The sequence below is a fragment of the Gammaproteobacteria bacterium genome (assembly GCA_022450155.1).
Classification (GTDB): domain Bacteria; phylum Pseudomonadota; class Gammaproteobacteria; order Arenicellales; family UBA868; genus REDSEA-S09-B13.
Window position 1 is genome coordinate 52,011 of record JAKUQR010000011.1, and the last position, 24,503, is coordinate 76,513.

Sequence of the window (24,503 nt, forward strand, 5' to 3'; positions counted from 1 at the left end):
GTTGGATTGCGTGTCAGGGAAAGATTACTGAAAACGACAGGCTTTACGGAGGTATGATCTACGGATGATTGAACACCATATTGATATTGCGACTGATGACGGCCAGATGGCCACCTTCATCACCTATCCCGAGTCCGGTGGACCATTTCCTGTTGTGCTGTTTTTAATCGATGCGCCTGGAAAGCGTGAAGAATTGCACGACATGGCCCGGCGGATCAGTGCAACGGGCTACTACGTCGTGCTTTCCAATCTCTACTATCGCGATGTCCGCTCGTTTACGGTGCATCGGGAAGACCCCGCCAGTACCGAGCAGATGTTCGATCTGATGTCGAATCTTGACAATCGTCTGGTTGCTCAGGATGCTGCTGCGATGCTGGCCCATGCAGACGCCGATGCTGTTGCGGATGCCAGCCGGGTCGGCGTTACCGGGTATTGCATGAGCGGGCCCTTTGCATTGTGGATCGCTGCAGAATTTCCGGAGGTGGTGAAATCGGCTGCTTCGATCCACGGGGTGCGCCTTGCCGTGGATGCCGAGGATTCTCCACACACCCGGGCAGCGGAAATGAAGGGTGAGATCTTGGTTATGGCAGCCGAGCATGATGCCTATGTGGACCGGGCACATTACGATCGGCTGGTCGGTGCGTTCGAAGCGGCAGGAACCAATGCCCATTGCGAGTGGATCGATGGCGCACACCATGGGTTTGTGTTTCCCAACCGTGCCAAGTTCGACAAAGAGGCAGCAGAACGTCACTGGGAACTGCTGCACTGCTTGTTTGATCGCACACTCAAAAAACAATAGGTTTGAGTCTGCTCGGCCAGTACATTGTCGCTACCAGGGCAATCTTTCCCCCAAACTGGCGACTATGCAGTTGAGCGGGGCGACTTTTACCAACTTTGCCTGAGGAGAGTCGAATGAAGGTTGATGGCGGTTGCTTATGCGGATATATCACTTACGAAGCAGAAGTTGACCCTGAAAAGGTGGCGGTTTGCCACTGCACAGATTGTCAGACCCATTCCGGTACCGCCTTTGGTGTGGTGGTAGGGATTGCCGATAACCAGTTTCAGCTGCGAACAGGGGAACTCAAGACTTATCAGAAAACAGCTGACAGCGGTACACTGCGGGCACTCGCGTTTTGTCCGGAATGTGGGACCCGGATCTATGCGCGAACCGAGGATGACGACTCCAAGTTCTTCGGCTTGCGGGTCGGTACGGTGACTCAACGCAATGAGTTGGTACCTAAAGTGCAGGTGTGGTGCCGTTCCGAACAGGACTGGGTCGCTGATCTGTCGTCAATTCCGAAGGTCGACCGACAACCGCAGCTTTAATTGCGCTAGGATGTTCAACAGGTCTGAAGGGTTCACGGCGTCATATAGGATTCCCGAGCACAGGAGATTGCTCATGAACGGGTCATCTTGCTTGAAGCCGAAAAACAGTTTTTGATGAACGTCTTTCTAATTCTGGCAGCTGTGTTGGGCACTTTGGGATTGCTAGCCGGCAGTCTCGGTGCCCATTTGTGGCAGGATCTTTTGACAGATTCGGATGTTGCGGGCCGATTTCAGCGAGCCGAAGAATATCTCTTCTACCACGCCTTGATGCTCGCGGTGGTTGCGTTACTGGTCGAACGATTTCCGACGCAGAAATTCCAGTCGGTCGGCTGGTGTCTTGCAGTCGGTGTGTTTATTTTTTCCGGCAGCCTGCTGGTGTACAGCGTGACTGGATTTCGACCTATCATCAAAATTACCCCGCTTGGCGGTTCTCTATTGATTATCGGCTGGATACTGTTGGGAATACGGTCATGGCAGATGTATCGCCGGCACAGGGGCCGATAGCAGTCTCGGAACAGAGAGAGTTTAGTGACAGGCACCCACACAATTCACGCCAAGCACCACCATTTTGGCTGGGATAATTCATTCCTGCCAGTGATCACCGTGGCGCCGGGTGACTCGATGGAAATCGATACAGTCGACTCATCAGGTGGCCAGCTGACGGTGAATTCGAGGGTGGGAGATGTGTCGGTACTCGACTTTGAGAAGGTCAACCCTGTCACCGGTCCGATCCGGGTCGACGGTGCCGATCCGGGGGATATTCTCAAAGTGACCATCGATCATTTCGCTCCCTCTGGTTGGGGCTGGACGGCGGTAATCCCCGGGTTCGGTCTGCTGGCCGATCAGTTTACGGAGCCTGCGCTACACACCTGGAGCTATGATCCGAATGCTCTGTCACCTGCTGCCTATGGGCCGGGTGGCCGTGTTCCGTTGAAACCATTCTGTGGAACGATTGGCGTAGCGCCGGCGGCTGATGGACTGCACAGTGTTGTGCCACCGCGTCGAGTCGGTGGCAACATGGACATTCGCGATCTCTGCGCTGGCAGTGTGTTGTATCTGCCGGTGGAAGTAGCGGGGGCTTTGTTCTCTATTGGTGACACCCACGCCGCCCAGGGTGACGGGGAGGTCTGTGGCACTGCAATTGAGAGTCCGATGTCTGTGGGCCTGAGCTTCGAGCTGATTAAGCAGACGCCTTTGGCATTTCCACGATACGAGACCACAGGTCCCGTCACAAGCCATTTTGATCTGAAGGGTTATCAGGTCACCACTGGAATCGGTGACGACCTGATGCAGGGAGCCCGGGATGCCGTGAGCGGGATGATCGATCTATTGAGCACGCAGCAGGGTATCTCGGCCGTTGAAGCCTATATGCTTTGCAGTGTGTGTGCAGACCTCCGGATAAGCGAAATCGTCGATCAGCCCAACTGGGTCGTGTCGCTGTATTTTCCGAAAATTGTGTTTGATTAAACCGCAGGTTGGCTGCTAGACATGACACGAATGGCAGTCACAACAAAAGACGCCCACCGAAGTGGGCGCCGTGATTGGTCATCCCAGTGAACACTATCACTGGATAGGGTGCTGTTCTTAGCTCAGGAGGTTGCTCTTAAGTTCCGATAAAACACCAAAGTCCACTGGGAATATACGCATATCACTAGACATGTGATCACCTCCTTCTAAGTTGTTCGTCGGGCCTCAAGTGTAGAGCGAACCTGGCACTGTGGCAATGGGTGGGCTGTGTTTCGGTTGGTTGCTATGATGGGAGGGCCTGGAAATCGATTTGGATGATCCAGTGACCAGTACGTGGGCAGTTCGACGACACGGTTACAAAGGTGAAATTAAATGGCACTTAAACGATATGTGACTGAAATGGGTATGGGGGTGGATGTACATGGCCGAGATTATACGAATGCGGCCCGTCGGGCCGTCTCGGATGCAATCCGTCACTCGAGTCTTCATTTTTTTCAGGCGACGAACAAGTCGCGGGAAGACATGCGCATTACGCTGGTTATTGGTGTAACTGAGCCCAGTGCAGTGGATTCGGAAGCTGTTGCATCAGAGTTGCCGTACGGCTCGGTCACGGTCGAAGTCAGGCCGGGTGGTCTGGAAGTGCCCAATGAAGCTGGCGACGATGCAATCGTTATCGCAAATGCTGCTGTTCTGGTATGTTTCGAGGAGTAACTAAGCGGTCGTTCCGGTGACGGTTAAAACCCGAGTGATGAAAACTTCAACTGAACGAATTCTTACAACCCATGTCGGCAGTCTGCCCAGGTCGGATAGCCTAGGCGCATTGCTGCATAAGAAAGATCAGGGTGAACCTTATGATCAGCTAGCGTTCGATCAGTGTGTGTCGGTTGCTGTAGACGAAGTTGTCGCCCGTCAGGTGGCTGCAAAAATAGATCTGGTCAGTGATGGTGAGATGAGCAAGATCAGTTATGCGACCTATCTCAAGGACCGCTTGAACGGTTTCAATGGTACTGCCCGAGAAAATCGTGCAGCCGGTGATCTGCTGGATTTCATTGGCTATGCGCGTCGGCTGGTCGAGCAGGGCGGCACAGAGCGCAGCCTGCAGGGCCCCGCCTGTGATGGCCCGCTTTCAGTGCGTGATGACACCGTGCTGCAAAAAGATCTCGCCAACTTCAGCGCAGCAGTAAAAGCACATCAGCCGATGGAAGGATTTCTGACCGCGTCCTCACCAGGTGTGGTCACGGTATTTCTGCAAAACCAGTACTATCCTGACCACGATGCCTACCTTGAAGCGCTGGCGGAAATTCTTAAGGCCGAGTATGAGGCCATTGTTGCATCCGGCGCTATCCTGCAGCTGGACTGCCCTGACCTCGCCATGGGTCGTCATGTGGTCTATCGGAAAAAATCTGTGGCTGAATTTCGAAAGATCGCGGCCCGGCACATCGAGGTGCTCAACGCTGCTACCACAGATATCCCGCCAGAATCGATGCGCCTCCACCTGTGCTGGGGAAACTACTCCGGTCCACATCATCATGACATTGAGCTGTCCGATATTCTTGATCTGGTGTACACGGCTCGGCCACATGCCATCTCTATCGAGGGTGCAAATCCCCGCCATGGACATGAGTGGACTGTTTTCGATCGCTATCCGCTGCCCGATGGAAAGATAATCATTCCAGGTGTGATCGATTCGACCTCCAATTTCATCGAACATCCGGAACTGGTTGCACAGCGGATCTGCGCCTATGCCAGTAAAGTCGGACGTGAACGCGTCATTGCTGGTGCCGACTGCGGCTTTGCAACCTTTGCAGAGCGACCCGCTGTCGATCCGGACATCGCCTGGGCCAAGCTGGGCGCCCTGGTCGAAGGTGCTGCCTTGGCCAGTGACCGTTTGTGGTAGTTGGGTCGTGTTGAACTGGTATGCTGCGCGATGATATATGACATTACAGCAGTGTCGTGATAATGAAGAGACAGCACACAGGGTTTCTGAAAGTAGGATCATTAGCAAATGGCAGACCGCATTCCAGTCATTGACCTGGCGCCCATTATCTCGGGTGACCCGGGCGCAAAGATCAAGGTCGCAATGGAGCTGGGTTCAGCTGCGCAGACGCTGGGTTTTGCTGTCGTCGCCGGGCATGGTATTGACCCGATTATTGGCGCCGAGCTGCGCGACGCTGCGCTGCGGTTTTTCGATTTGCCGCTGGAAGAAAAATTGGTTATTCGTCGACCGAAGAATGATCAGAATCGGGGCTACATTCCTTATGGAGAGGAAACGCTTGTTCGCATGGCCGGTGGAAGCAGCCCACCTGATTACAAGGAAGTTTTCGCTATCGGGCCGGATAATATTCCAGATGAACCTTACTTTACCGGACCTGGCAGCTACCCGAGTTTTGCGCCCAATCTTTGGCCTGTTGCCCCAATCAATCTACGCTCCTGCATGCTGGCCTACTGGGAAAAGATGGAGGCTCTCATGCGGACCATCGCCGAGGCTCTGGCGATTTCACTTTCACTTCCGGGTGATACCTTTGCAGATATTCTTGATCACACGCACACCAGTCAGCTCAGGCTGTTGCACTATCCGGCGGTTAGAGGAGATGCTGAGCCGGGACAGTTGCGGGCCGGGGCGCATACTGATGTTGGTATGATGACCATTCTGCGTAATGATCCGGTTCCTGGCGGCCTTCAGATCAAAATGCGTGATGGCGGCTGGGCCGACGCACCGGCAGTCGATGATTCGTACATTCTCAATATTGGTGATTTGCTGATGCGCTGGAGCAATGATCGGCTTGTCTCTACATCTCACAGAGTAGTGTTACCGCCTGCTGGTGCCGATGAGCTTTCAAGGCGACTTTCAATCGGGTTTTTTGTCGGACCGCGATACAACGCGATGGTGGAGTGCCTGCCGACCTGCAGTAATCTGGACAATCCGCCGAGATATGCGCCAATTTCGGTACATGACTACCGGACGAGCCGCTTTGCAGCCGGTGCCGGTGACAATGAGCCCTATGGGCTTGCGGAAAACGGAGGCTGAAGCGATGGAATTTGGGATCTTCAATCTGATGGGATACCGGTATCGGGAAAACTCGACACCGACTCACCGCTTGGTCAAAGAGGCGACCGAACAGACACAGCTTGCTGATGAACTGGGTTACGAAGTTGCTTGGTTTGCCGAACATCATTTCTCGAATTATTGTGTATGTCCATCGCCCCTGATGATGATCGCGCACTGTGCACCGGTGACCACGCGGATTCGCTTGGGTACGGCAGTGGTCGTGGTGCCACTGTATGACCCGCCCAGGCTCCTTGCGGAGATTGGTATGGCGGATGCCATGTGTGATGGGCGGTTGGTCCTGGGTATCGGCAGCGGTTATCAGCCTTATGAATTCGATCGCTTCGGAAAAGACCTGGAGCAGTCGAAAAAAATCATGGAAGAGTTCATGGATATGTTCGATCTTGCCTTCACACGGGAAACATTCAAGTTCAACGGTGAGTATTTTCAGTTGCCCGAAACACATATCAGCGCGCAGCCGTTGGGGGAAAGACCGGAGGTGTGGCTCGCGGGGGATAACCCGGTCCTGCACCGCCTGGCAGCCCGCCGTGGCTACGTACCGTTGTTTACCGGACGGTTGATGGGGCCTGACTATCTGTCAGATATGCGCCGCACGATAGAGAAATCGTGGGTCGCTGAAGGTCTTGAACCTGATCAGATGCCGCTTGGCATACAGCGTTTTCTGTGTGTGGTGGACAATCGCCAGGAAGCGTTGGCGTACGTAGACAACGCCCGGCACCAGATGAGACTCGCTTCCAACTTGCGACGTCGAGAAGAGGTCGTGGATGGCGCAATGCTGATTGAGCAGCCGGCACCCAACGAGCCCACAATCGACGAGGCCGTCGACAATCTGCTGGTGGGTGATTGTGAAACGATTGCAGAAAGGTTATGCACCGAGATCCGGGTGGCACGTCCCTCGCATATGATGTTTCACTTTCAGGTCGGCGCATCGTCTTTCAAAAAGGCATTGACATCGATTGAGAAATTCCAGACCCACATAAAGCCGATGGTCGAGAAAGAACTCGGGCCGTTAACTGAATTGAATAACGGACAGTCTAGCGCGCAGTCGGTTGTTGCTTAGGCCGCGGCCTCAATCCGAAAAGCCGGTATCACTTCTTCGGCAAAAAGGCGCAGGCTTTTCAGTGTATTGTCTATTCCGTAGTACGGCGGATAGTGCAAGACCAGCGACGTAATGCCTGTCATCTCCTGTAACTGTTGAAGGCGCCGGATCACTGTGTCCGGACTGCCATGTAACAAAGTGGTCTCTGCCAGTTCGTCGTAGTCAAGTTCACCGCCTTGATCTTTTTCGGACACAGCACCGAGATAACCGGCCGCGTTTTTGGCCATGAAGTTCTTGATATGGTGTACCAGGCCGGCGGCACTGTCTTCTTTTGCTTTTGCGTCTGATTCGGCGACATAGACCCATCGGGCCTGGTCGATGTGACCGCAAGCCGGGTTCCCTCGCCATTTTTCCGGGGCATCGTTCAATGCGGTACGATAAAACTCCGTCTGGATCGCGACCCTGTCGAAAGCCGGCAGGGTTGACAGCATCAGACCGCAACCATGATGGGCAGCCACACCGATTGAACGGTCGGTTCCGGCTGCAAGGTAGAGGGGCACGTGGGGCGTCTGCAGGCTTGCAGGAAAAATCTCGTAGTCGCCTGATACATCGAGATTGAAATACTTGCCGTGATGTTTGATTCGACGACTGTGCAGTGCGTTGAGCACGATCTCGAGTGCCTCCTCCTGAATGTCACGGCGCTCATCAAACGGTACACCCATGCCCTCGAACTCATAGGGGCGGTAGCCTGAACCCAGGCCCAGAATGAAACGGCCGTCACTCAGAATATCGGCAAACGCAGCGTTCTCAACAACCCGCACCGGGTTATAGAGCGGTAGTGTCATGACTGCGGTACCGAGTTTGATATGCTCGGTCTGTGCTGCCAGATAGCCGATATAGGTGAAAGGGTCCGGCAGAATGCCATAGCCATTACTGAAATGGTGCTCCGCGATCCAGGCGATGTCATAACCGAGTCGGTCCGCTTCCAGGATTTCAGCTGTGGTTCGGGCATGGACATCACGATGCGGATAGGGTTCCAGATCGGTATGAGGGTGCGATGTAAACAGGACGCCGAAATTCATCTTCGTGTTACCTCCGCTGATCCGGGCTCGCGGGCAGTCTGATTATTGCCTAGACAGGTAGAGTCAAGTCGGTGACTCGATCTCATTAGAGCACACCTGTAGACGGTGTACAATTTATCCTGTATCCCCTGTAGATGTGCAGTGTTAAGGTCATTTATGATGAGCAGAACAGACGTGGCAGTGTCTAAAGCGAGTATCGAAGACTTTCAGGTCGAAGGTGTGGTTCTGTTGAGAGATGTTTTTACACCCTGGGTCGAAGGCGTACGCGAGGCGATAGAGCAGAATAAGCGTAATCCGAGCTGGCGGGAACGGACTTACCGACCCGAAGAAGGCGGAGAAAGTGAGTTCTTCCAGGATTACTGTGTCTGGTCAAAGTTTGCAGGGTATCGCGCAGTGGTTGAGTCGTCACCGATGGCCCAGATCGCTGCACAGCTGATGCGTTCGTACACAGCCCGCATTTTTCACGATCATATCCTTGTTAAAGAGCCCGGTAACGCGGTTGTCACCCCCTGGCACCATGATCAGCCGTATTACCTGGTTGAGGGATCTCAGTCTGTGAGCTTCTGGGTACCGGTCGACCCGGTTTCAAGGGACCGCAGCATCGAGTATGTCGCCGGGTCACATCGCTGGGGCAAGGACTTCACCCCAAAGCGCTTTGACGGAACGGATTTGTATGCCAATGATCAGAATGAAGGGATGCCTGATATTGATGCCGATCGCGAGGCATTTGACATACGCGGTTGGGCCGTAGAGCCCGGTGATGCGATTGCCTTTAATTTCCGTACACTGCACGGTGCTCCAGGGAATCATTCTCCTGCTAGAAGAAGAGTAGTTTCAGTTCGCTGGGTGGGTGATGATGCCACATTTGTTAAACGGCCAGGCAAGACATCACCAGATTTCCCTGATCTCGACTACGAAGATGGTATGCCCTTTGAGGGTGAAGATTTTCCGGTGCTTTACCGTAACTCCGGTGCTTTACTGTAACCAGGAGAAAATCCATGGCGAGCCATGCAACAGGTGATGGCGGTATCCCACCCAGAGATGCCACCAAGCGGGGGTTGAAACGCATCATGACGCTGGGTGGCGCCTACGGCACCCGAAACTACACCGTAAAGGATCTGCGCGATCAGAAGGGTCATAAGGTGCTGGTCGAAACGCTGCCGTTTTCAGTTGAAGAAGCCGTAGCGGCTGAAGAGGCTGGTATAGACACCATGAAGGTACGGTTTGACCCTTCACACCCCGACCTCGCTGCAGCAATCCGGCGTGCAGCACCCAACACATTCATGGCATTTTCCGTGCCTCTGGTTGCGGCTGCCAGTGAAGCCGATGCGGTGCGGTTGGCCTACGATGCGATGGCGATGGGTGCAGATGCGATCATGTGCCAATGGAGCCCGCGTTTTGTGAGTGCAGCGGCTGAAGGAGGTGTGCCAGTACAGGGCCATGCGGGGCTGGTGCCGAGGAAAAGTACCTGGACCGGGGGTCTGCGAGCTGTGGGCAAGACACTCGAAGAAGCGATGTGGGTTTATCAGGAGATCAAGGCACTGGAAGACGCCGGGGCATACGCGGTTGAGATCGAAGTGATACCCGAAAAACTTCTGACCGAGATCAGTAAGCGAACCACCTTGTTGACTTCGTCTATCGGCGCCGGTAGCGGCGGCGATATTCAGTTTCTGTTTGCCGAGGACATTCTCGGCAATAACCCACCACCATACCCAAGGCATTCTAAACAGTATAGACAGCTGTACAAGATGACACAGGAGATGCAGGCCGAACGAGTAACTGGATTTAAGGAATTTATCGATGATGTTCAGCAGAGCCGGTTTCCAGAGCCTATACATGTGATTGATGCACCCGATGATTTGATTGAGACCTTTACGCACGCAGTAGATCATGCTGAGTAACCCGGGATCAGCTGACTAAAAAAGGGCCACCAACAGTAGAAGGGGATAATCGATGGAACTTTACGACACGATGAGAACGACTTTTGCGGCCCGGGATTACACTGGTGACGCTGTACCGGATGCGGTGTTGTATAAGATCCTGGAGAATGCTCGATTCTCACCCAGTGGTGGGAATCGGCAAGGCAATCGAGTTATTGTAGTCAGAGACTTAACGAAACGTAAACAGATCGCCGAGCTCGTGGAACCAGCAGCCAAACACTACACCGCCCAGGGAAAAGTTGGGGAAGGGCCATGGAACAGCGTCATTCCGACCAAGGTGACTCCTGAGGAAATCGAAGCGACGCCAGCACCTTCAAGACTGATTGAACCGTACACATCCGCCGATGTGGTGCTGATCGTTGTCGTCGACTTGAAGGTGGTCGCCTCAACCGATCAGCACCTTGATCGAGTTGGTGTGATCAGCGGAGCATCGATCTATCCTTTTGTCTGGAACATACTGATGGCAGCCCGTCATGAAGGATTCGGCGGCACGATCACGACCCTGGCTGCTGCTGCTGAATCAGAGGTTCAGGCACTCTTCAATATTCCGACTGAGTTTGCGGTCGCTGCGGTAATTCCTCTGGGTCGGCCGGTCAAGCAACTCACGAAACTTAAGCGCCTGCCCGTCGAGGAGATGGTGACTCGTGAGCAGTTCGACGGTGAACCCTTCGGGATCAACTGAATGTCATCAATCTGCGGCTTGAGAAAATTGAGCAACTGATTGGCAATAAGCAGCAGAATCAGGTAATTTTCTCCAGGATCACGACCGGAATTTCCCGCTCTGTTTTTTCTTGGTAGTCCGCATAGGGCGGGTAGATCCCAACCATTTTATTCCAGATGGCTTCGCGTTCCTCATCTTTTGCGACACGTGTTCGGGCCTTAAAAATATCATCGATCACCTGCACAGTGACTTCGTTCTGTGCCATCAGATTGTGGTACCAGCCGGGGTGTCTGGAGGCGCCACCTTTTGATGCGATGACAACATAGTCGCTACCGGTCCGGTCGTAAATCAGTGGCATGATGGACTCATCGCCGGTTCGGCGTCCACGTGTTGTCAGCAACAGTGTGGGCACCGGGCCGGTGCTGCCAGGTCTTTTGGCGTCCCACATATGGCCGGCAGCAGGATCAGTCTGGTACTGTTTTCGATGGTTGGCAATCCAACCGTCAGTGCTTGCTTGTTTGATGGGGTCAGTCATGATCGGGTTCCTCAGTTGTCAATCATCCAGACGGTTGCACTGAAGTATAGAAGATACCTGCCAATGGCTCGCAATAGAGATAGAAGCTATACAATGGCGCCCCTCTGGACTCTGGCCAATGACGCCTTACGTATTTCGGATCAATCACTCAGACCATCCATCGGTGATATTTACTCGATTTCAAAATCTGCGTACCAACTCCCAGTTGACTGGAATTCTCTGTGTCATGGGTGGGGTATCGTGTTTTACCACTACGGACACCGTGATCAAGTATCTCAGCGGGGATTACGCGCTCCACCAGATCGTTCTCATTCGAGCTGTGATCGGGATCGTGTTTACACTGGTAGTGTTTGTTCCTTTCGACGGCGGGCTTGAAACACTTCGTACCAATCGGTTGCTGCTGCATCTGGTGCGAGGATTCTGTGTGGTCATGGCCAACCTGCTTTTTTTTACCGGGCTTGCCACGCTTCCCCTGGGGGAGACCGTTGCGCTGGTATTCGTTGCACCACTAATTATCACCATATTTGCGGCAATTTTTCTGCGTGAGAAAGTTAGTGCCTGGCGGTGGAGTGCTGTCGGGGTCGGGTTGGCAGGCACCTTGATCATGATGCGGCCTGGCACCAGTCTTTTTAATCCGATGATGCTTCTGCCGGTGCTTGCTGCGCTCTGTTACGCCACGTTTCAGATCCTGTCTCGGTATCTCGGCAGAAGCGAGAGCGCTTCTTCGATGGCTGTTTACACCCAATTGATGTTCATTGCGATCAGTGCCTTGATTGGCGTGTTGGTGGGTGATGGACGTTTTACGGTACACGACGATCCAACGATAGATTTTCTATTGCGAGCCTGGGTTTGGCCGTCTGGTCGGGATCTTGTACTGCTGTCGGGTATCGGTATTCTTAGCGGCCTCGGTGCTTATCTTATCTCTCAGGGTTATCGGCTCGGTGAGGCCAGTCTGTTGGCACCGTTTGAGTACACCTCACTTCCTTTTGCCATACTCTGGAGTATCCTGTTTTTTGGAGACTGGCCTGATCTGATATCGTGGGTGGGTATTGGAATGATATTCAGTGCCGGGATGTGGGCACTCATGCATGTGAATCACAATGAACGCCAGACATGACAATCGTAGGACACAACGTTCGAAAAGCCATAGGTTTATTGGGATGTTGTTCTGCAGGCAAGTGTTAAACTCTTAACAGATATTATTTATTCGACTTTGGCCTGACAGGAGAGCCGCTATGACAAACGAGACCGTGACTATTCCAGCCCGTGGCGGCAAAGCTGTATCCATCCGTCAAGGGCAGGCAGTCAAAGTAATCAATACCCACGGTGAGCAGGTGGTCGACACCTGGGCATTTAACGCGGGAGACATGAGTGAGTTCATGTCGATGGATGCAACCCGCGCGACCCTGCAAAAACTCATAGCGGATGTCGGGGACTGTTACCTTTCGAACCGGCGAAGGCCCATACTGACGGTCGAGGAAGACACTTCCGCCGGAATTCACGATACGCTGATGGCCGCCTGTGACAATGAGCGTTACGGTCTATTGGGTTGTACGGACTATCATGATAACTGTGCGGATAACCTTCGATCCGGCATGAAGGAGTTGGGTGCGCAAGCTGCTTGGGTGCCGTCGCCGCTGAATCTTTTTATGAATATTCCCTGGACACAAGAAGGCGCACTGTCGTTCGAGGCGCCGGTCACCAAACCCGGTGACTATGTTGTACTGCGTGCTGAGCAGGATGTCATCGTCGCGTTTTCTGCATGTCCGCAGGACATTCTGCCGATCAACGGTCGGCATACCATACCAACGGAGGCTCACTTTCAGGTCATTGACACGCCGGCTTGATCCCTGAGAGGATATGCAGTCAAGCCCGCAGAATCCGACCCGAACCGCTGCCCACAATCTGGCCATCGGCATAGACTACGTCTCCATTGACCAGGGTGTACTGCACACCCTGTGAAGGCATGACCATCCGTTTGCCACCACCGGGCAGATCGTAGCGTCGTTCTCCCCGGTTCCCGGACCCGACGGTTTCTGGATCAAAAATAACAATGTCAGCGGCCAGGCCAGGGTGTAATCGACCGCGGTCACTGATGCCGAAAAAATCAGCGGGGTCCGATGTGAGTCGGCGGACGGCCTGTTCAATTGACAGTACCCCGCGTTCACGGACCCACGTTCCTAAAAGGTAGGTGGGATAGCCACAATCGCACAACATGTCGACATGGGCACCTCCATCACCGAGACCGATCAGAATGCTGGGGTCATTGAGGAGTTCGGCCACACGGTCTACCCGGGTATTGAACGAGGCCATGGTGAACTCGCAGGAGAGATCATCAGCGATTGCAGTATCCAGGAAAGTGTCCACGGCGTCCTTTCCCTGAGCGCGTGCCATTTCAGCCACAGTCAATCCCTCCAGGGATTTCAGAGAGTCGGATTGTGCCTCGTGCAGGGTGATGCGCTCCCAGTTACCGAATGTAAGCGGGTTTTTGAGTTCTTCCCGGAACTGATCTCGAAATGCTCGGTCTTTATAGACCGCTATCTGCGCCTGTTTCGACGTGTTCTCGAACAATCGTTTCCAGGACGGGAAAGCGGCGAAGGAGAATGGGCTACGCATGTTGATTTCGCGGGTCAGAGGTAAGGGCGACGTCTGTGGTCGAGCCCCTTTCTTGATCATCGGTGCGGCCCGTCGTAACGTGTCTCGAACGGCTTCAGAGATGTCGTCCCGGTCAAACAGTGCGATGAAGGTTACCGGGCGACCGCTATGGTCGAGGAGGAAGTCGAGGAGTTCACATTGTTCTTCCTCCAGCACGCCGATCTGGCGTGTGAGTGCTATTTCGATTGCGCCTTTGCCGCGGACCTTCAAGACATTGGCATAGGCTTTAAGTTCATCCCTGCTTGCATTCCGGCAGGCGAGAGGTCGGCCTTGAAAACCCAGATGTTGGTTCAGGATGGTACTTGAGAAGCCGAAGGCACCGACGTCCATCGCTTCGCCAAGAAGCGCCTGGATGTCGCGAGTCTCCTCGGGCGTTGCAGCACGCTCCAGTGATTCTGTACCCATCACGTAGTGACGAAAAGGTGTAAGTGGCGCCAGGAATGCCAGATTCAGAGTGGGTGCGCGGCGTTCTGCAGCATTCATATATTCGGGAAAGGTTTCCCAGTCCCAGGTGATGCCTTCTTCCAGGACGTCGTACGGAATGGCTTCAACATTGACCAGATCATGCATCGCGATGTCGCGGGATTCCGGTCTGCACGGGGCAATTCCAACCCCGCAATTTCCTACGACCACACTGGTGACACCGTGCCAGGACGAAGGTGTGACTGCACCGTCCCAGCAGATCTGTGCATCATAGTGGGTGTGAGGGTCGATAAATCCTGGGGCCACGACTGCACCGTCGGCATCGATAATCTGTGTTGCCCCACTATCAATGTCGCCCACCTCTACTATCTGGCCGTTGGTGATGGCGATGCTCCCATGCCGGGCTGGACTGCCAGTGCCATCGATCAGTGTTCCATTCTTGATTAGCACGTCGTATCCCACTGGATTCTCCTCGTGAATGAATGCGTACCCACTGGGCGTAAGTCGTTGACTGCGATTCGTCAACATCGACTACAGCATTGAAACCGACCCTAAATGTAACTCAGATACCCGGTAACTTGTTTAACTTCTTGCGTATAAAAGGGGTAGCATAAGCAGTCTTTGTACCGCTATGCTGAACAGAACTTTTCTGACCGAGGACTTCGTTATGGACTTCACAGGCAAAGTAGCATTGGTGACCGGGGGCGGCAACGGAATTGGTCGTGCGACAGCCCTCGGATTTGCCGAGAGAGGCGCCGCAGTCGTGGTTGTGGATAAGGACAGCGCTGCAGCTGTTGAAACCGTACGGCTTATCAAAGAAAGCAAAAAATCCGCATTTGATGTATGCGCCGATGTGACCCGTACGGGTGATGTGCAGGCCTATGTCGAAGCCACTTTGCAGAAACATGGCCGCATCGACTGTTTTTTTAATAATGCGGGAATCGAGGGGCGTGTTGCCCCTACCGCTGAATATGACGAAGATGTATTCGACAGTGTCATTGCGGTCAATGTAAAGGGGGTGTTTCTTGGTCTTCGGCATGTCCTGCCAGTGATGCTCAAGCAGGGTGCTGGAACCGTTGTAAATATGGCCTCGATCGCAGGGCTGGTTGGTTCTCCTGGTATGCCCGCGTATGTGGCATCGAAGCACGCCGTGATTGGCCTGACAAAAGTTGCCGCCGGAGAGGTATCCGGTGAGGGAGTGCGTGTTAACGCAGTTTGCCCAGGCCCAATCGATACCCGCATGATCCATGAACTTGCGGCACAGGTAAATGTGGACGATCCCAGCGCGGTACGGATAGGCTATGAATCGAGCATACCGCTTGGGCGTTATGGTAAGGCAACAGAAGTTGCCAATGTGGTGTTGTTTTTGTGTTCTGATCTGTCGAGTAACGTTACCGGTGCGCAATATGTTGTTGATGGCGGTCGGATCGCTAGCCCTAAAGGCGTAACGAGCCGGTCGGAATAACCAGTAGATCCCAGGAGGGCCGATGGCCGATTTCATTCGAGTTGATGCGCATGCCCACCTTTATCGGACACCTGAAGAGGGCTATGCCGAAAAAACAGGCTATGAAGTTTGGGAATATGGAGCGCAGGCCGATGTTCATCAGTCTGATTGTGTTGGAACCGTTGATGAGCTGTTACTGCAGATGCGCTCTACACAGATCAGCAAAGCAGTCGTCGTCAATCTGTTTTCGGCTGTGGTCAACCGAAACATCGCGCTGGCGTCGCTTGACGATGGCTTGAGTGAAAGCGATACAGCAAAACGCACGGTGGATATCGATGACTGGATTCGCCGTGAGGTTATCTCGTTTAACCAATGGAATTGCGATCTTTCCCGACAGCATCCAGAGCTGGCAGCCTTTGTAGCTGCCGACGTCAATGCTTTGCCTGGATCGCTCTGTGCCGAACACATCAAGGATATGATCGAGAACCATGCGGCTGCGGGGGTTAAGCTTCACGGCGCGTTTCAAGGTTTCGACATGTCAGACGAACGTTTATGGTCGACGTATCAAGTCTGCCAGGATCTCAACGTGCCCATCATTGCGCATTCCGGCCCGGATCGGGAAAGCAAAGGATTTGCCGAACCACGCGCCTTTGCCAAGATGCTGGATTCTTTTCCGCAACTTCGCATGGTGGTTGCTCACCTGGGTGGCGGCACCTGGACGCAGACATTGGATATCGCGAAGGCTTACCCCAACACATATTTCGATTGCTGCGAAATCATTGAGTGGACCCAGAGCGATAACGGCCCGACTGAAAAGCAACTCGCACAACTGATCCGGGATATCGGGTCTTCCCGAGTTATGATGGGCTCAGATTTTCCCTGGTACGACCTGGATCACTCCATCGACCGTGTGTTCAGTTTGCCGATCCTGTCGATGGAGGAAAAAGAAAGAATCATCGGCGCCAATGCAGTCGATATACTGGGTCTTTGATAGCTTTATCCTGCCGAATTCTGCGCCGTGCCTTTGGCAGGCGTATTGACCCTCACCCCAATGCCCCGCCGGCCATGGTCAGAGATTGGGCCGGATGGTTGAATCGGGCGGCAAGTGTGCGCAGGGTGTTGTGAAACTCGTCTCGATTGACCGAGCACTGCTGCAGATGGCGTACGCCAGCAGTGGGATCGAAAGCGGTGCGGCCGTGCAGGACCCTTTGGTTATCGAATAGGTGTAGATCGCCCGGTGCCATCAGGCAGGCGAACTTGAGTTCCTCTGAGTTCACAATATTCCAGAACGCCTTGATCGCTTTATAGATCGATTCCATCAGTTCTTCGGGCAGATCCTGTGGGGGAATGGTCCGGTCAGTAAAGCGGATGCCTTCCACATCTCCATCGATATCCAGGGCGATAATGCGCCGATGGGACTGCATATCTTCTTCGGGTAGTGCTCGACGCTGGAAGAAAACAGGTACGCGGCACAAAATATCAAACGATGCATGATCGCTTTCTTTCAATACTTGAGCCACCTTGAACCCATCGACCAGAATGGTTTCACCACCATCGTCCAGTGAAGCGGCCAGGCAGTGAAACAAGGTGATCCCGGGGGCGGCGTGGCGATAGCTCTCATCGGTGTGTGGGCCGAGATACTTGCCGGTGTTGGATCCAAGCGTCAGGTTGGTGCCTGTTCTCACGTCGAATACCCGACCGTAGTTGTTCAGATGAACACTGCCGAAATGTCCTGCCACAGTCGCCACTGTCCCTGGCGTCAGCGGTACATTCCTGAGTCTGGCAATGCCAAAGTCTCGAACGGACAGAGCAATCTGTAGAATGGTTTCAAGGTTATTCAGGTCTGAAAACAGGTAAACTGGAATTTCTCCCGTATTGCCGGCATGCCACAACACAGGGGTGGGTTTGCGTTGACGACGGGTCGCTGCATCGTAGGCGCTGCCTAGCAATGTTGGTAGATTGTGGGTGGTGTCAATCTGACCATCTGCCCAGCGGATTTCCAGGGTATCGTTTTTAATTTCGAAACTCTCAACCACTAGAGATTCTGGATCGTCCGGCAGGAGATCGATTTTCACACTGGTGTCATTAGGCATACCGTCCGGGCAGCGGGCATTGTGCCGCAACCAGACGTAATGGAAAGTGTGGGATTTGCCCGAAGGCCAACGGACAGTCAGTTTTCGCTGTTCAGCATCGATCGATGCGCTGACAGATGTTGAGGACGGGTGCATACAGGATGGTGGTTCTGAAGGTTTCTTGCTGGCACGCTTCAATAATTTTTCGTTGGCTGGGCTAACCGGGTGCAAACGCCTCCAGTGTTCTTTCGGCTGCATCCAGGTCATCCGGGGTATGCACTGGCTGGATGCATACATGGGTGGCGCCGGCATCGAAGTGTTCATCCAGTCGTCGCTGGATCTTATCTTCGTTACCCCACACAACCATGGCATCGATAAATCGATCGCTACCACCATTGTCGAGATCGGCCTCACTGAATCCCAGGTTGTGCCAGCACTGTCGGTAGTTTGGCAGGCCCAGATAGCGTTCGAGTTCACGCCGGGCCAACGCTCGGGCTTCGCTCGGTGATTCCTCCAGGCAGACTTTCTGTTCGACTGCCAGCCATTTGTCCGCACCGAGAATGCTTTTGGCGCTTGCTGTGTGTTCCGGGGTGACGTTATAGGGGATAGCTCCGCGTGTCAGTTCAGCCGACAGAGCCAGCATTTTGGGCCCCAGTGCTGCCAGGACCACGGGCCAGGTCCGGCCACCATCCGCATCTGAATACAGTTTCTCGAGGTAGGTGCGCATGGTGGCCAGCGGTTTGGTATAGGTGTGTCCCCGGACCTGTTCGACCAGGGGTATGTGCGATACACCGAGTCCGAGTACGAACCGGTTGTCAGAGACTGCCGACAGGGTATGCAGGCCCTGTCGTGACGAGTACGCATCGCGGGCGTAGATGTTGGCGATAGAACTGCCGATACAGATGGTTTTGGTCTGTGCCAGTAAAAAACTTCCCAGCGCCATGGATTCGAACCCACGGGCCTCGGAGTACCACAATGTGCCGTAGTTCAATGACTCCACTTTTTGAACAAAACGTCGCCATTGCGCCGGTGTCAGTTTGTCGGCGGCATACCAGACGCCTAGTTTGCCCAGGTCCATGGGTTTCCCTATTCTTAGAGGCCTTAAATGAAGTGTAGCAGTGGTGTGAAAACTACACGCAACTATCGGTGGCCTGATGCCCTCAGGTTTGTTTCAGCGAATGGTACGTCTCAGTGCCTCACCAGGCAGTGTAGCCCCCATCGATCAGCAGATCCGTGCCAGTCATGAATGTGGAATCTTCACTGGCCAGGAAAACGGCGGCCCGGGCGATCTCGTCAGGCTCACCCAGGCGACCCATTGGATGCTTGGCACCCCAGATGCGCTGGGCGGTTTCGAGGTCTCCAAAACGCGTGGCTAGCCGATCTGTGGCAACACCGCCTGGAGACAGTGTGTTGACCCGGATCTGGTCGGTTGCATAGTCGAGCGCCATACCCTTTGCCAGCTGAGTCAGGGCGCCTTTGGTGGCACAGTAAAGGCTTTGTCCGGCGCTGGCGACCCGGGCCATCTGCGATGCGATCAGAATAATCGTGCTGCCAGGGGATTTCTTCAGATGAGGAATGGCGTGCTTGCTGATCAGGAAACAACCCGTAAGGTTCACATCGAGGGCGTGCTGCCAGTCCTCTTCTGAAAGTTCGTGAACCGGTACGATCGGAGACAACAGGGCAGCCCCACCGATGACCGTGGTGAGCTGGCCGAAACTTGATACGGTGAACTCCACAGCCTGTTTTGCTGCGTCGGTATTACCGACATCACAGGTAATCGATTCGGCCAGGCCGCCTTTCTCACGGATGCCCTGTGCCACTGCAATGGCACCTTTCTTATTGATGTCAGCAACCATGACTGCTGCACCTTCTTGAGAAAAGCGTTCGACGATGGCCCGGCCAATACCATTCGCAGCACCGGTAACCAGTGCCACTTTGCCGTCAAGTTTTCCGCGTGTCTCGGTCATTCGGTGTTGTCTGTGTCCGGGTCAGTTTTGAGCAGTTTAGCAAGATCGGAGAATGGCTGGTGCGTCGCTGTGCTGGAGCGCTGTTCAAAATGCGCGTCTGCCGTTAGCGGGTCGACCAGACGCGCGTGCTCATTGTCATGGCAGTAAATGCAGAGATTTTCCCAGTTGCTGCCATCGGGCGGATTGTTGTCGTGATTATGATCCTTGTGATGTACGGTCAGTTCATGAAGGTTTTTCTCATTGAACTCGCGTCCGCAGCGGCCACAGACCCAGGGATGGATCTTGAGAGACTGGGCGCGATAGCCTTGCTCGCGAGTGTCTCGGGCCCGGATTGCATCGACCACGGCCTTGTCGAGTCGCTGTTCTCGATCACTCATCAGAGGCACCTCCACAACAGGTCGGCGTCCGGCTGTGGACAAAAATCAACCGCTGCGGGAACCGGTTGGCGTATCACTGTGGGTCTGCCATAGTGTCACTCCCTATCCAGGGCAATCGGTGGTGACGCATTATTCTGGCACAGAAAAGCACAATGTTGAGTAAAACCCAATTGTCCGACTATTCAAATGAAGGTTATGTCTTCGTTCCTGAACTGTTACCTGTCGTTGACATCAAAGCAGTGATGGCCCAGTTACTTGAACTGTGTGCGCTTCAAAGACCCGAAGTCATATTCGAGAAGGACACCCAAACTGTCAGGTCATTGATGAATGTACATACCTACAGCAAGGCGGCGGACAATCTGATCAGAAATCAATCGATCATCGACCCAGTGAAGCAAATTCTCGGCAGCGATGTTTATGTGTTTCAGTGTGTTCTGAATCTGAAAAGGGCATTTACCGGCGATATATGGCAGTGGCACCAGGACTTCTCAACCTACCTTATAGACGACGGCATGCCGGCTAACCGGTTGGTCAACGTGCTGATCTTCATGGATGAGGTCAACGAGTTCAACGGGCCGTTGATGCTAATACCGCGCTCGCATCACGGTGAAGCCACAAAGAATGATGTGGACGACACCACCACCTCTTACCCGATTCGGGCACTGGACAATAACCGAGTTGCAAGTGCAGTCGAAGCGAACGGTATGGTTGCTCCCAAAGGAGCCCCCGGCTCGGTCATATTTGCCAATACAAATATCATTCACGGTTCGGCGTCGAATTTGTCGCCTTGGGATCGTGCCCTGATTTCGTTGACGCTGAACTCTGTCGAGAACAAACATCAGGGGTCATGCCGACCCGAATGGGTTGTCATGAATGATTTCTCACCTGTCCAGATCAGCTGACACTTCGTGTATTTATTGAACAATGCTCTGTTATTCCTTCGGTGCCCTGATCAGCCTGCCATACTGATAAGAAGTACTGCAGCTACTGGAAAACGAATAACTCAAGTGCCGGGCCAAGACAAATACCGCCAATGAGCCTGAATGAACCCATCTCAATGCTTGCTTGCCAGCGCCATCTGTTCGATATACCGGACGATGTGGCCTATCTGAACTGTGCCTATATATCACCACTACTGAATGCGGTGCGCGATGCCGGCATTGCAGGTACGCAGCGAAAAAGTCATCCCTGGGAAATCTTTCCCCGGGACTTCTTTACCGATGCTGAGGAAGCTCGCGGACTGTTTGCCGAACTTATCGGTGCCACGGCCAATGATGTTGCACTGGGTTCTGCTGCCAGCTACGGTATTGCAACTGCTGCGCGGAATCTGCCGGTTCAACCTGGGCAGCGTATTCTCGTGCTACAGGATCAGTTCCCATCCAATGTCTATTCCTGGCACGCACTTGCGAACGAGTCGGACGGGGCAATACTGACCCTGCAGCGGCCTGAAGATGACGACTGGACACGGTCAGTTCTTGAGGCGCTGGATGAGCGGGTGGCGATTGCCGCCTTACCCCACGTTCACTGGACCGACGGCGCCATGCTCGATTTAGTACGAATCGGTGCGCGCTGTAGAGAAGTCGGTGCTGCGCTCGTTATCGATGGCACCCAGTCAGTTGGGGTATTGCCTTTCGACGTTAACGCCATCCAGCCCGATTTTCTTGCGGTCGCAACCTACAAATGGTTGCTCGGGCCGTACGGTTCAGGCTTCATCTATGCTGCCCCCAAGTGGCAGGAGGGCACACCGCTTGAGCACAACTGGATCAACCGTGAAGGCAGTGAAGACTTTTCGAATTTGGTCGACTATCGAGACAGCTATCAGTCCGGAGCGCGTCGCTATGATGTCGGTGAACGGGGCAACATCCATCTGGTGCCGATGGTCAAAACAGGGTTGTGCCAGCTGCTCGACTGGGGTGTAGATAATATACAGCACACAATAGGTGCTCGGACCGATCGGATTGCTGTGCGTGCAGCTGATAGGGGTATCACCACACTGCCAGCAGAGCATAGAGCAGGTCATTACCTGGGCTTGCGTTTTCCAGCGGGTGTGCCTGAAGGTTTGGCAGACCGTCTTGCCCAGGGAAAAGTCTATGTCAGTGTTCGCGGACGAGATGCAGTTCGGGTCACTCCTCATCTGTGGGTTACAGATGAGGATGAAGAGCGCTTCTTCACCGTTCTGACATCAGCTTTGACCCAATGAATCCACGTCTGGCACTGTCGTGACAACGTTGTTGCTCACGCTCACCCATTAGAGGATCTTTTGACTATGACTAAGGCGTATACCATCGAGGGCCGCGAGGTCATCGCAGCGGTTAAGGGATTGAGGACACAGATTCTTACAATCGGGCCGGGTCAGTGTGTACCCTGGCATCATCACAGTGTGGTGACTGATACTTTTTTCTGCATTGAGGGACCCATGCAGATTGAGACACGCAATCCAGATGAACAGCGGGTCTTGTCACCAGGCGAGACCACTGCTGTCGGTGCAGGTCAGCCTCACCGTGTGTCGGGAGTTGACGATGGACGGTGCAAATTTCTCATTATTCAGGGCGTTGGCGAGTACGATTTTGTGCCCGACGACTGAAGCGGTTGACTATGATCCCGCCTTTATCCCTGTGGGCTCGGCAACGCCGTTGATCACCAGCTTGGGTCCTGTTCCCACATCAATCAGCTCAGGACGACTGGCCAGGTACTCCGAGACGCCCGGCAGGCTTTCCACAGCTGCCATGAAATTGAGTACCGAAGCATGTGGGTCAAGTATGTTTGCTTTAAGCATTTGGGCAAGGGAAAAGTGATGATACGCAGAAAAGTCACAATAGTAAGGCTTAGCGCCAAAAAAGAACGGACCGTCCTCTGTTCGTTCCAATTGTCGTGCAAAGTTCTTTAAGGTTGCTGGGAAACTGTCGAGAAACGTTTGTTTGCGTTGCTCGTGTACGTCGCCTGCGGTGACATTCACTGTTGGATTAAGGGGCGGAAACAGTTCTTGTGTTGAATCAAATACGGAATCAACTTGGGCTGCTAACAAAGGGTCGTTGGGCATGGTGCCGGTCAGGGTTGCAACATAGCGAGTGATGGCGCCGCTTTGCCAGATATGGGTATGACCATCGACAACCAGTACCGGCAGTTGTCCGAACGCGACCTCAGGCTTCGCTTCAGGCCAGGGCTTGCCATAAAAATCCCATGCCATCTCGTAGGTATAAGGCACATTCGCATAATGCATCATCATCTGCGGCGCTTCAGCAAGAGCCCTCAATTTGAAATAGATCAACTGCACTTTGGGTAGTTTGGTCATGGTCTTTGAGTCCGATTTGGATTGTGTGTGAATGGACCTGATATCAGGGTCATTAAATCGGCAAAAAACCGGATGTCGTCACTAAGATAATACAAGAACTCAGTTTATAAAGAGGTTCTGGGACTGATCTGGAATCTGTTCAGTTTGAGTGCGCGTCCAGAACATCCAGGATGGGGGCCAAGGCCTCGATTGAAGCACAGGTGGTTGGCTCCAGCGAGATCTGCACATGGGATACACCGGCCTGCTCATAGCGAAGCAGTTCTTGGGCAATACTCTCAGGCGGGCCTGCCAAAGGTATCAGCGGTTCTCCCGCGAGGCCGCTCGGCAGACGATCCCACCAGTTATCAGCGCTGGAATCTGCCAGCAATACGGCCACGGTTGATTCGAGGGTCGACATGTCCCGACCCTGCAGGGCACAGGCCTGTTCCAGTTCCGGCAGGGCCAGGACAAAACCAGCCACGGTGTTGTGAGTAATGTCGTAGTAGAGATTCCACATATCTGCATAGCGCGCGGTCAGTCCCTGCATGCGTGGTGAGCCGGTGTTGGTGCCGATCAGGATGGGCGGCCCGTTGGCACGGGGCCCGCGGGGTTTGAGTTCGCAATCCCGTGCGGAATGATAGGTGCCCGTATAGTCGATCTGGCCGTCTCGCAGCAGGCCACAGACAATATGAATCGCTTCCTCGAAACGGCTGACCTTGTAATCAAATGGAAAACCGAAGGCTTCGTATTCGAGTCTGTGGTAACCCGAGCCCATGCCCAGAATTAGGCGACCACCGCTGATCTCGTCGACGGTGTCTGCCATCTTGGCGAGTAAGGCGGGATTGCGCCAGCCCATTGCAAGCACCAGCGTACCAAGTTCTACACGCTCGGTGATCGCAGCCAGGGCAGACAGGAATGACCAGCATTCCCACACACCTCGCGGCTGATCTTCACCTTCGAGCCGGTAGAGCAGGTGATCTACAACCCACAGTGAATCAAATCCCATATCCTCGGCCAGCCTTGCCATATCGCTGACCTCCGACCAACTGCGAACCCCGGGACCACGCAGGCCCTCGGTCTGCGGGAGCATCAGTCCGATCTTTAATTGACGGGGATGTTTTGTTTTGGTCACGACTGGATGTCTCTACGTGGGAGAGACAAGTGTATTAGAGTACAG

General features: G+C 53.8%; 27 protein-coding genes. 18 read left to right on the forward strand and 9 right to left on the reverse strand.

What is annotated here, in order from left to right; all coding sequences use genetic code 11:
- Positions 1-64 precede the first annotated feature (64 nt).
- The 8 genes from MK323_08040 to MK323_08075 all read left to right on the forward strand — a co-directional run bounded on the left by MK323_08040 (position 65) and on the right by MK323_08075 (position 6,920).
- Positions 65-799: a dienelactone hydrolase family protein gene (locus tag MK323_08040; GenBank protein ID MCH2482111.1), complete on the forward strand. Its 735-nt coding sequence runs from the start codon at positions 65-67 to the stop codon at positions 797-799.
- A gap of 113 nt (positions 800-912) precedes the next feature.
- On the forward strand, positions 913-1,326 hold the full coding sequence (locus tag MK323_08045) for a GFA family protein (protein ID MCH2482112.1): 414 nt from the start codon (positions 913-915) through the stop codon (positions 1,324-1,326).
- Positions 1,327-1,413: 87 nt separating this feature from the next.
- Complete coding sequence (locus MK323_08050) at positions 1,414-1,830, forward strand: DUF423 domain-containing protein (protein MCH2482113.1); 417 nt, start codon at positions 1,414-1,416, stop codon at positions 1,828-1,830.
- A gap of 24 nt (positions 1,831-1,854) precedes the next feature.
- The gene (locus MK323_08055; protein ID MCH2482114.1) at positions 1,855-2,793 is read left to right on the forward strand and encodes an acetamidase/formamidase family protein; all 939 of its coding nucleotides are present in this window, start codon (positions 1,855-1,857) and stop codon (positions 2,791-2,793) included.
- 372 nt (positions 2,794-3,165) lie between these two features.
- Entirely contained in the window at positions 3,166-3,504 is a 339-nt protein-coding gene (locus MK323_08060; protein MCH2482115.1) for a Lin0512 family protein, read from the forward strand.
- A gap of 37 nt (positions 3,505-3,541) precedes the next feature.
- A complete protein-coding gene (locus tag MK323_08065; protein MCH2482116.1) occupies positions 3,542-4,690 on the forward strand; it encodes a cobalamin-independent methionine synthase II family protein in 1,149 nt (382 codons plus the stop codon).
- Between the two features lie 108 nt (positions 4,691-4,798).
- Complete coding sequence (locus tag MK323_08070) at positions 4,799-5,821, forward strand: isopenicillin N synthase family oxygenase (GenBank protein MCH2482117.1); 1,023 nt, start codon at positions 4,799-4,801, stop codon at positions 5,819-5,821.
- 4 nt (positions 5,822-5,825) lie between these two features.
- Positions 5,826-6,920, forward strand: coding sequence for an LLM class flavin-dependent oxidoreductase (locus MK323_08075; protein ID MCH2482118.1), 1,095 nt, complete (start codon positions 5,826-5,828; stop codon positions 6,918-6,920).
- Here MK323_08075 and MK323_08080 read toward each other — a convergent pair.
- Complete coding sequence (locus tag MK323_08080) at positions 6,917-7,981, reverse strand: LLM class flavin-dependent oxidoreductase (GenBank protein ID MCH2482119.1); 1,065 nt, start codon at positions 7,979-7,981, stop codon at positions 6,917-6,919. The two genes, MK323_08075 and MK323_08080, sit on opposite strands and share 4 nt — an antisense overlap.
- A gap of 159 nt (positions 7,982-8,140) precedes the next feature.
- Here MK323_08080 and MK323_08085 point away from each other — a divergent pair, with 159 nt between their 5' ends.
- Genes MK323_08085 through MK323_08095 form a run of 3 tightly spaced genes read left to right on the forward strand, consistent with a single transcriptional unit; the run spans position 8,141 to position 10,603 of the window.
- Positions 8,141-8,965 (forward strand): phytanoyl-CoA dioxygenase family protein, encoded by an 825-nt coding sequence (locus MK323_08085; GenBank protein MCH2482120.1) that lies wholly within the window; start codon positions 8,141-8,143, stop codon positions 8,963-8,965.
- A 14-nt stretch (positions 8,966-8,979) separates the two neighbouring features.
- Positions 8,980-9,882, forward strand: a complete 903-nt coding sequence (locus MK323_08090; GenBank protein ID MCH2482121.1) for a 3-methyl-2-oxobutanoate hydroxymethyltransferase — start codon at positions 8,980-8,982, stop codon at positions 9,880-9,882.
- A 52-nt stretch (positions 9,883-9,934) separates the two neighbouring features.
- Positions 9,935-10,603 (forward strand): nitroreductase family protein, encoded by a 669-nt coding sequence (locus tag MK323_08095; protein MCH2482122.1) that lies wholly within the window; start codon positions 9,935-9,937, stop codon positions 10,601-10,603.
- Between the two features lie 58 nt (positions 10,604-10,661).
- Here the strand turns inward: MK323_08095 and MK323_08100 are convergent, their stop codons facing one another.
- Complete coding sequence (locus MK323_08100; protein ID MCH2482123.1) at positions 10,662-11,117, reverse strand: nitroreductase family deazaflavin-dependent oxidoreductase; 456 nt, start codon at positions 11,115-11,117, stop codon at positions 10,662-10,664.
- Positions 11,118-11,235: 118 nt separating this feature from the next.
- On the opposite strand from MK323_08100, the gene MK323_08105 reads away from it, so the two are divergent.
- Together MK323_08105 and MK323_08110 are read left to right on the forward strand one after the other, a co-directional pair.
- Positions 11,236-12,234: a DMT family transporter gene (locus MK323_08105; protein MCH2482124.1), complete on the forward strand. Its 999-nt coding sequence runs from the start codon at positions 11,236-11,238 to the stop codon at positions 12,232-12,234.
- A gap of 118 nt (positions 12,235-12,352) precedes the next feature.
- Positions 12,353-12,964: an urea carboxylase-associated family protein gene (locus tag MK323_08110; GenBank protein ID MCH2482125.1), complete on the forward strand. Its 612-nt coding sequence runs from the start codon at positions 12,353-12,355 to the stop codon at positions 12,962-12,964.
- A 19-nt stretch (positions 12,965-12,983) separates the two neighbouring features.
- Here the strand turns inward: MK323_08110 and MK323_08115 are convergent, their stop codons facing one another.
- Complete coding sequence (locus MK323_08115) at positions 12,984-14,657, reverse strand: amidohydrolase family protein (GenBank protein ID MCH2482126.1); 1,674 nt, start codon at positions 14,655-14,657, stop codon at positions 12,984-12,986.
- Positions 14,658-14,826: 169 nt separating this feature from the next.
- Here MK323_08115 and MK323_08120 point away from each other — a divergent pair, with 169 nt between their 5' ends.
- Positions 14,827-15,660: a glucose 1-dehydrogenase gene (locus tag MK323_08120; protein MCH2482127.1), complete on the forward strand. Its 834-nt coding sequence runs from the start codon at positions 14,827-14,829 to the stop codon at positions 15,658-15,660.
- A gap of 22 nt (positions 15,661-15,682) precedes the next feature.
- Positions 15,683-16,630: an amidohydrolase family protein gene (locus MK323_08125; GenBank protein ID MCH2482128.1), complete on the forward strand. Its 948-nt coding sequence runs from the start codon at positions 15,683-15,685 to the stop codon at positions 16,628-16,630.
- A 52-nt stretch (positions 16,631-16,682) separates the two neighbouring features.
- Here MK323_08125 and MK323_08130 read toward each other — a convergent pair whose 3' ends face one another.
- The 4 genes from MK323_08130 to MK323_08145 form a co-directional block, all read right to left on the reverse strand.
- Positions 16,683-17,867, reverse strand: a complete 1,185-nt coding sequence (locus MK323_08130; protein MCH2482129.1) for a TauD/TfdA family dioxygenase — start codon at positions 17,865-17,867, stop codon at positions 16,683-16,685.
- 61 nt (positions 17,868-17,928) lie between these two features.
- The gene (locus tag MK323_08135; GenBank protein MCH2482130.1) at positions 17,929-18,789 is read right to left on the reverse strand and encodes a TIGR03620 family F420-dependent LLM class oxidoreductase; all 861 of its coding nucleotides are present in this window, start codon (positions 18,787-18,789) and stop codon (positions 17,929-17,931) included.
- Positions 18,790-18,907: 118 nt separating this feature from the next.
- Entirely contained in the window at positions 18,908-19,678 is a 771-nt protein-coding gene (locus MK323_08140) for an SDR family oxidoreductase (GenBank protein MCH2482131.1), read from the reverse strand.
- Entirely contained in the window at positions 19,675-20,055 is a 381-nt protein-coding gene (locus MK323_08145) for a YajD family HNH nuclease (protein ID MCH2482132.1), read from the reverse strand. The genes MK323_08140 and MK323_08145 overlap by 4 nt, the downstream gene beginning before the upstream one ends.
- A 152-nt stretch (positions 20,056-20,207) precedes the next feature.
- Between MK323_08145 and MK323_08150 the strand changes: the two genes are divergently transcribed.
- From MK323_08150 to MK323_08160, 3 genes are all read left to right on the forward strand, one after another.
- Positions 20,208-20,957 (forward strand): phytanoyl-CoA dioxygenase family protein, encoded by a 750-nt coding sequence (locus MK323_08150; protein ID MCH2482133.1) that lies wholly within the window; start codon positions 20,208-20,210, stop codon positions 20,955-20,957.
- Positions 20,958-21,088: 131 nt separating this feature from the next.
- A complete protein-coding gene (locus MK323_08155) occupies positions 21,089-22,255 on the forward strand; it encodes an aminotransferase class V-fold PLP-dependent enzyme (protein MCH2482134.1) in 1,167 nt (388 codons plus the stop codon).
- 66 nt (positions 22,256-22,321) lie between these two features.
- Positions 22,322-22,639, forward strand: coding sequence for a cupin domain-containing protein (locus MK323_08160; GenBank protein MCH2482135.1), 318 nt, complete (start codon positions 22,322-22,324; stop codon positions 22,637-22,639).
- A gap of 9 nt (positions 22,640-22,648) precedes the next feature.
- Here the strand turns inward: MK323_08160 and MK323_08165 are convergent, their stop codons facing one another.
- Positions 22,649-23,347, reverse strand: coding sequence for a glutathione S-transferase family protein (locus MK323_08165; GenBank protein ID MCH2482136.1), 699 nt, complete (start codon positions 23,345-23,347; stop codon positions 22,649-22,651).
- Between the two features lie 139 nt (positions 23,348-23,486).
- A complete protein-coding gene (locus MK323_08170; protein ID MCH2482137.1) occupies positions 23,487-24,458 on the reverse strand; it encodes an LLM class flavin-dependent oxidoreductase in 972 nt (323 codons plus the stop codon).
- Between the last annotated feature and the right edge of the window lie 45 nt (positions 24,459-24,503).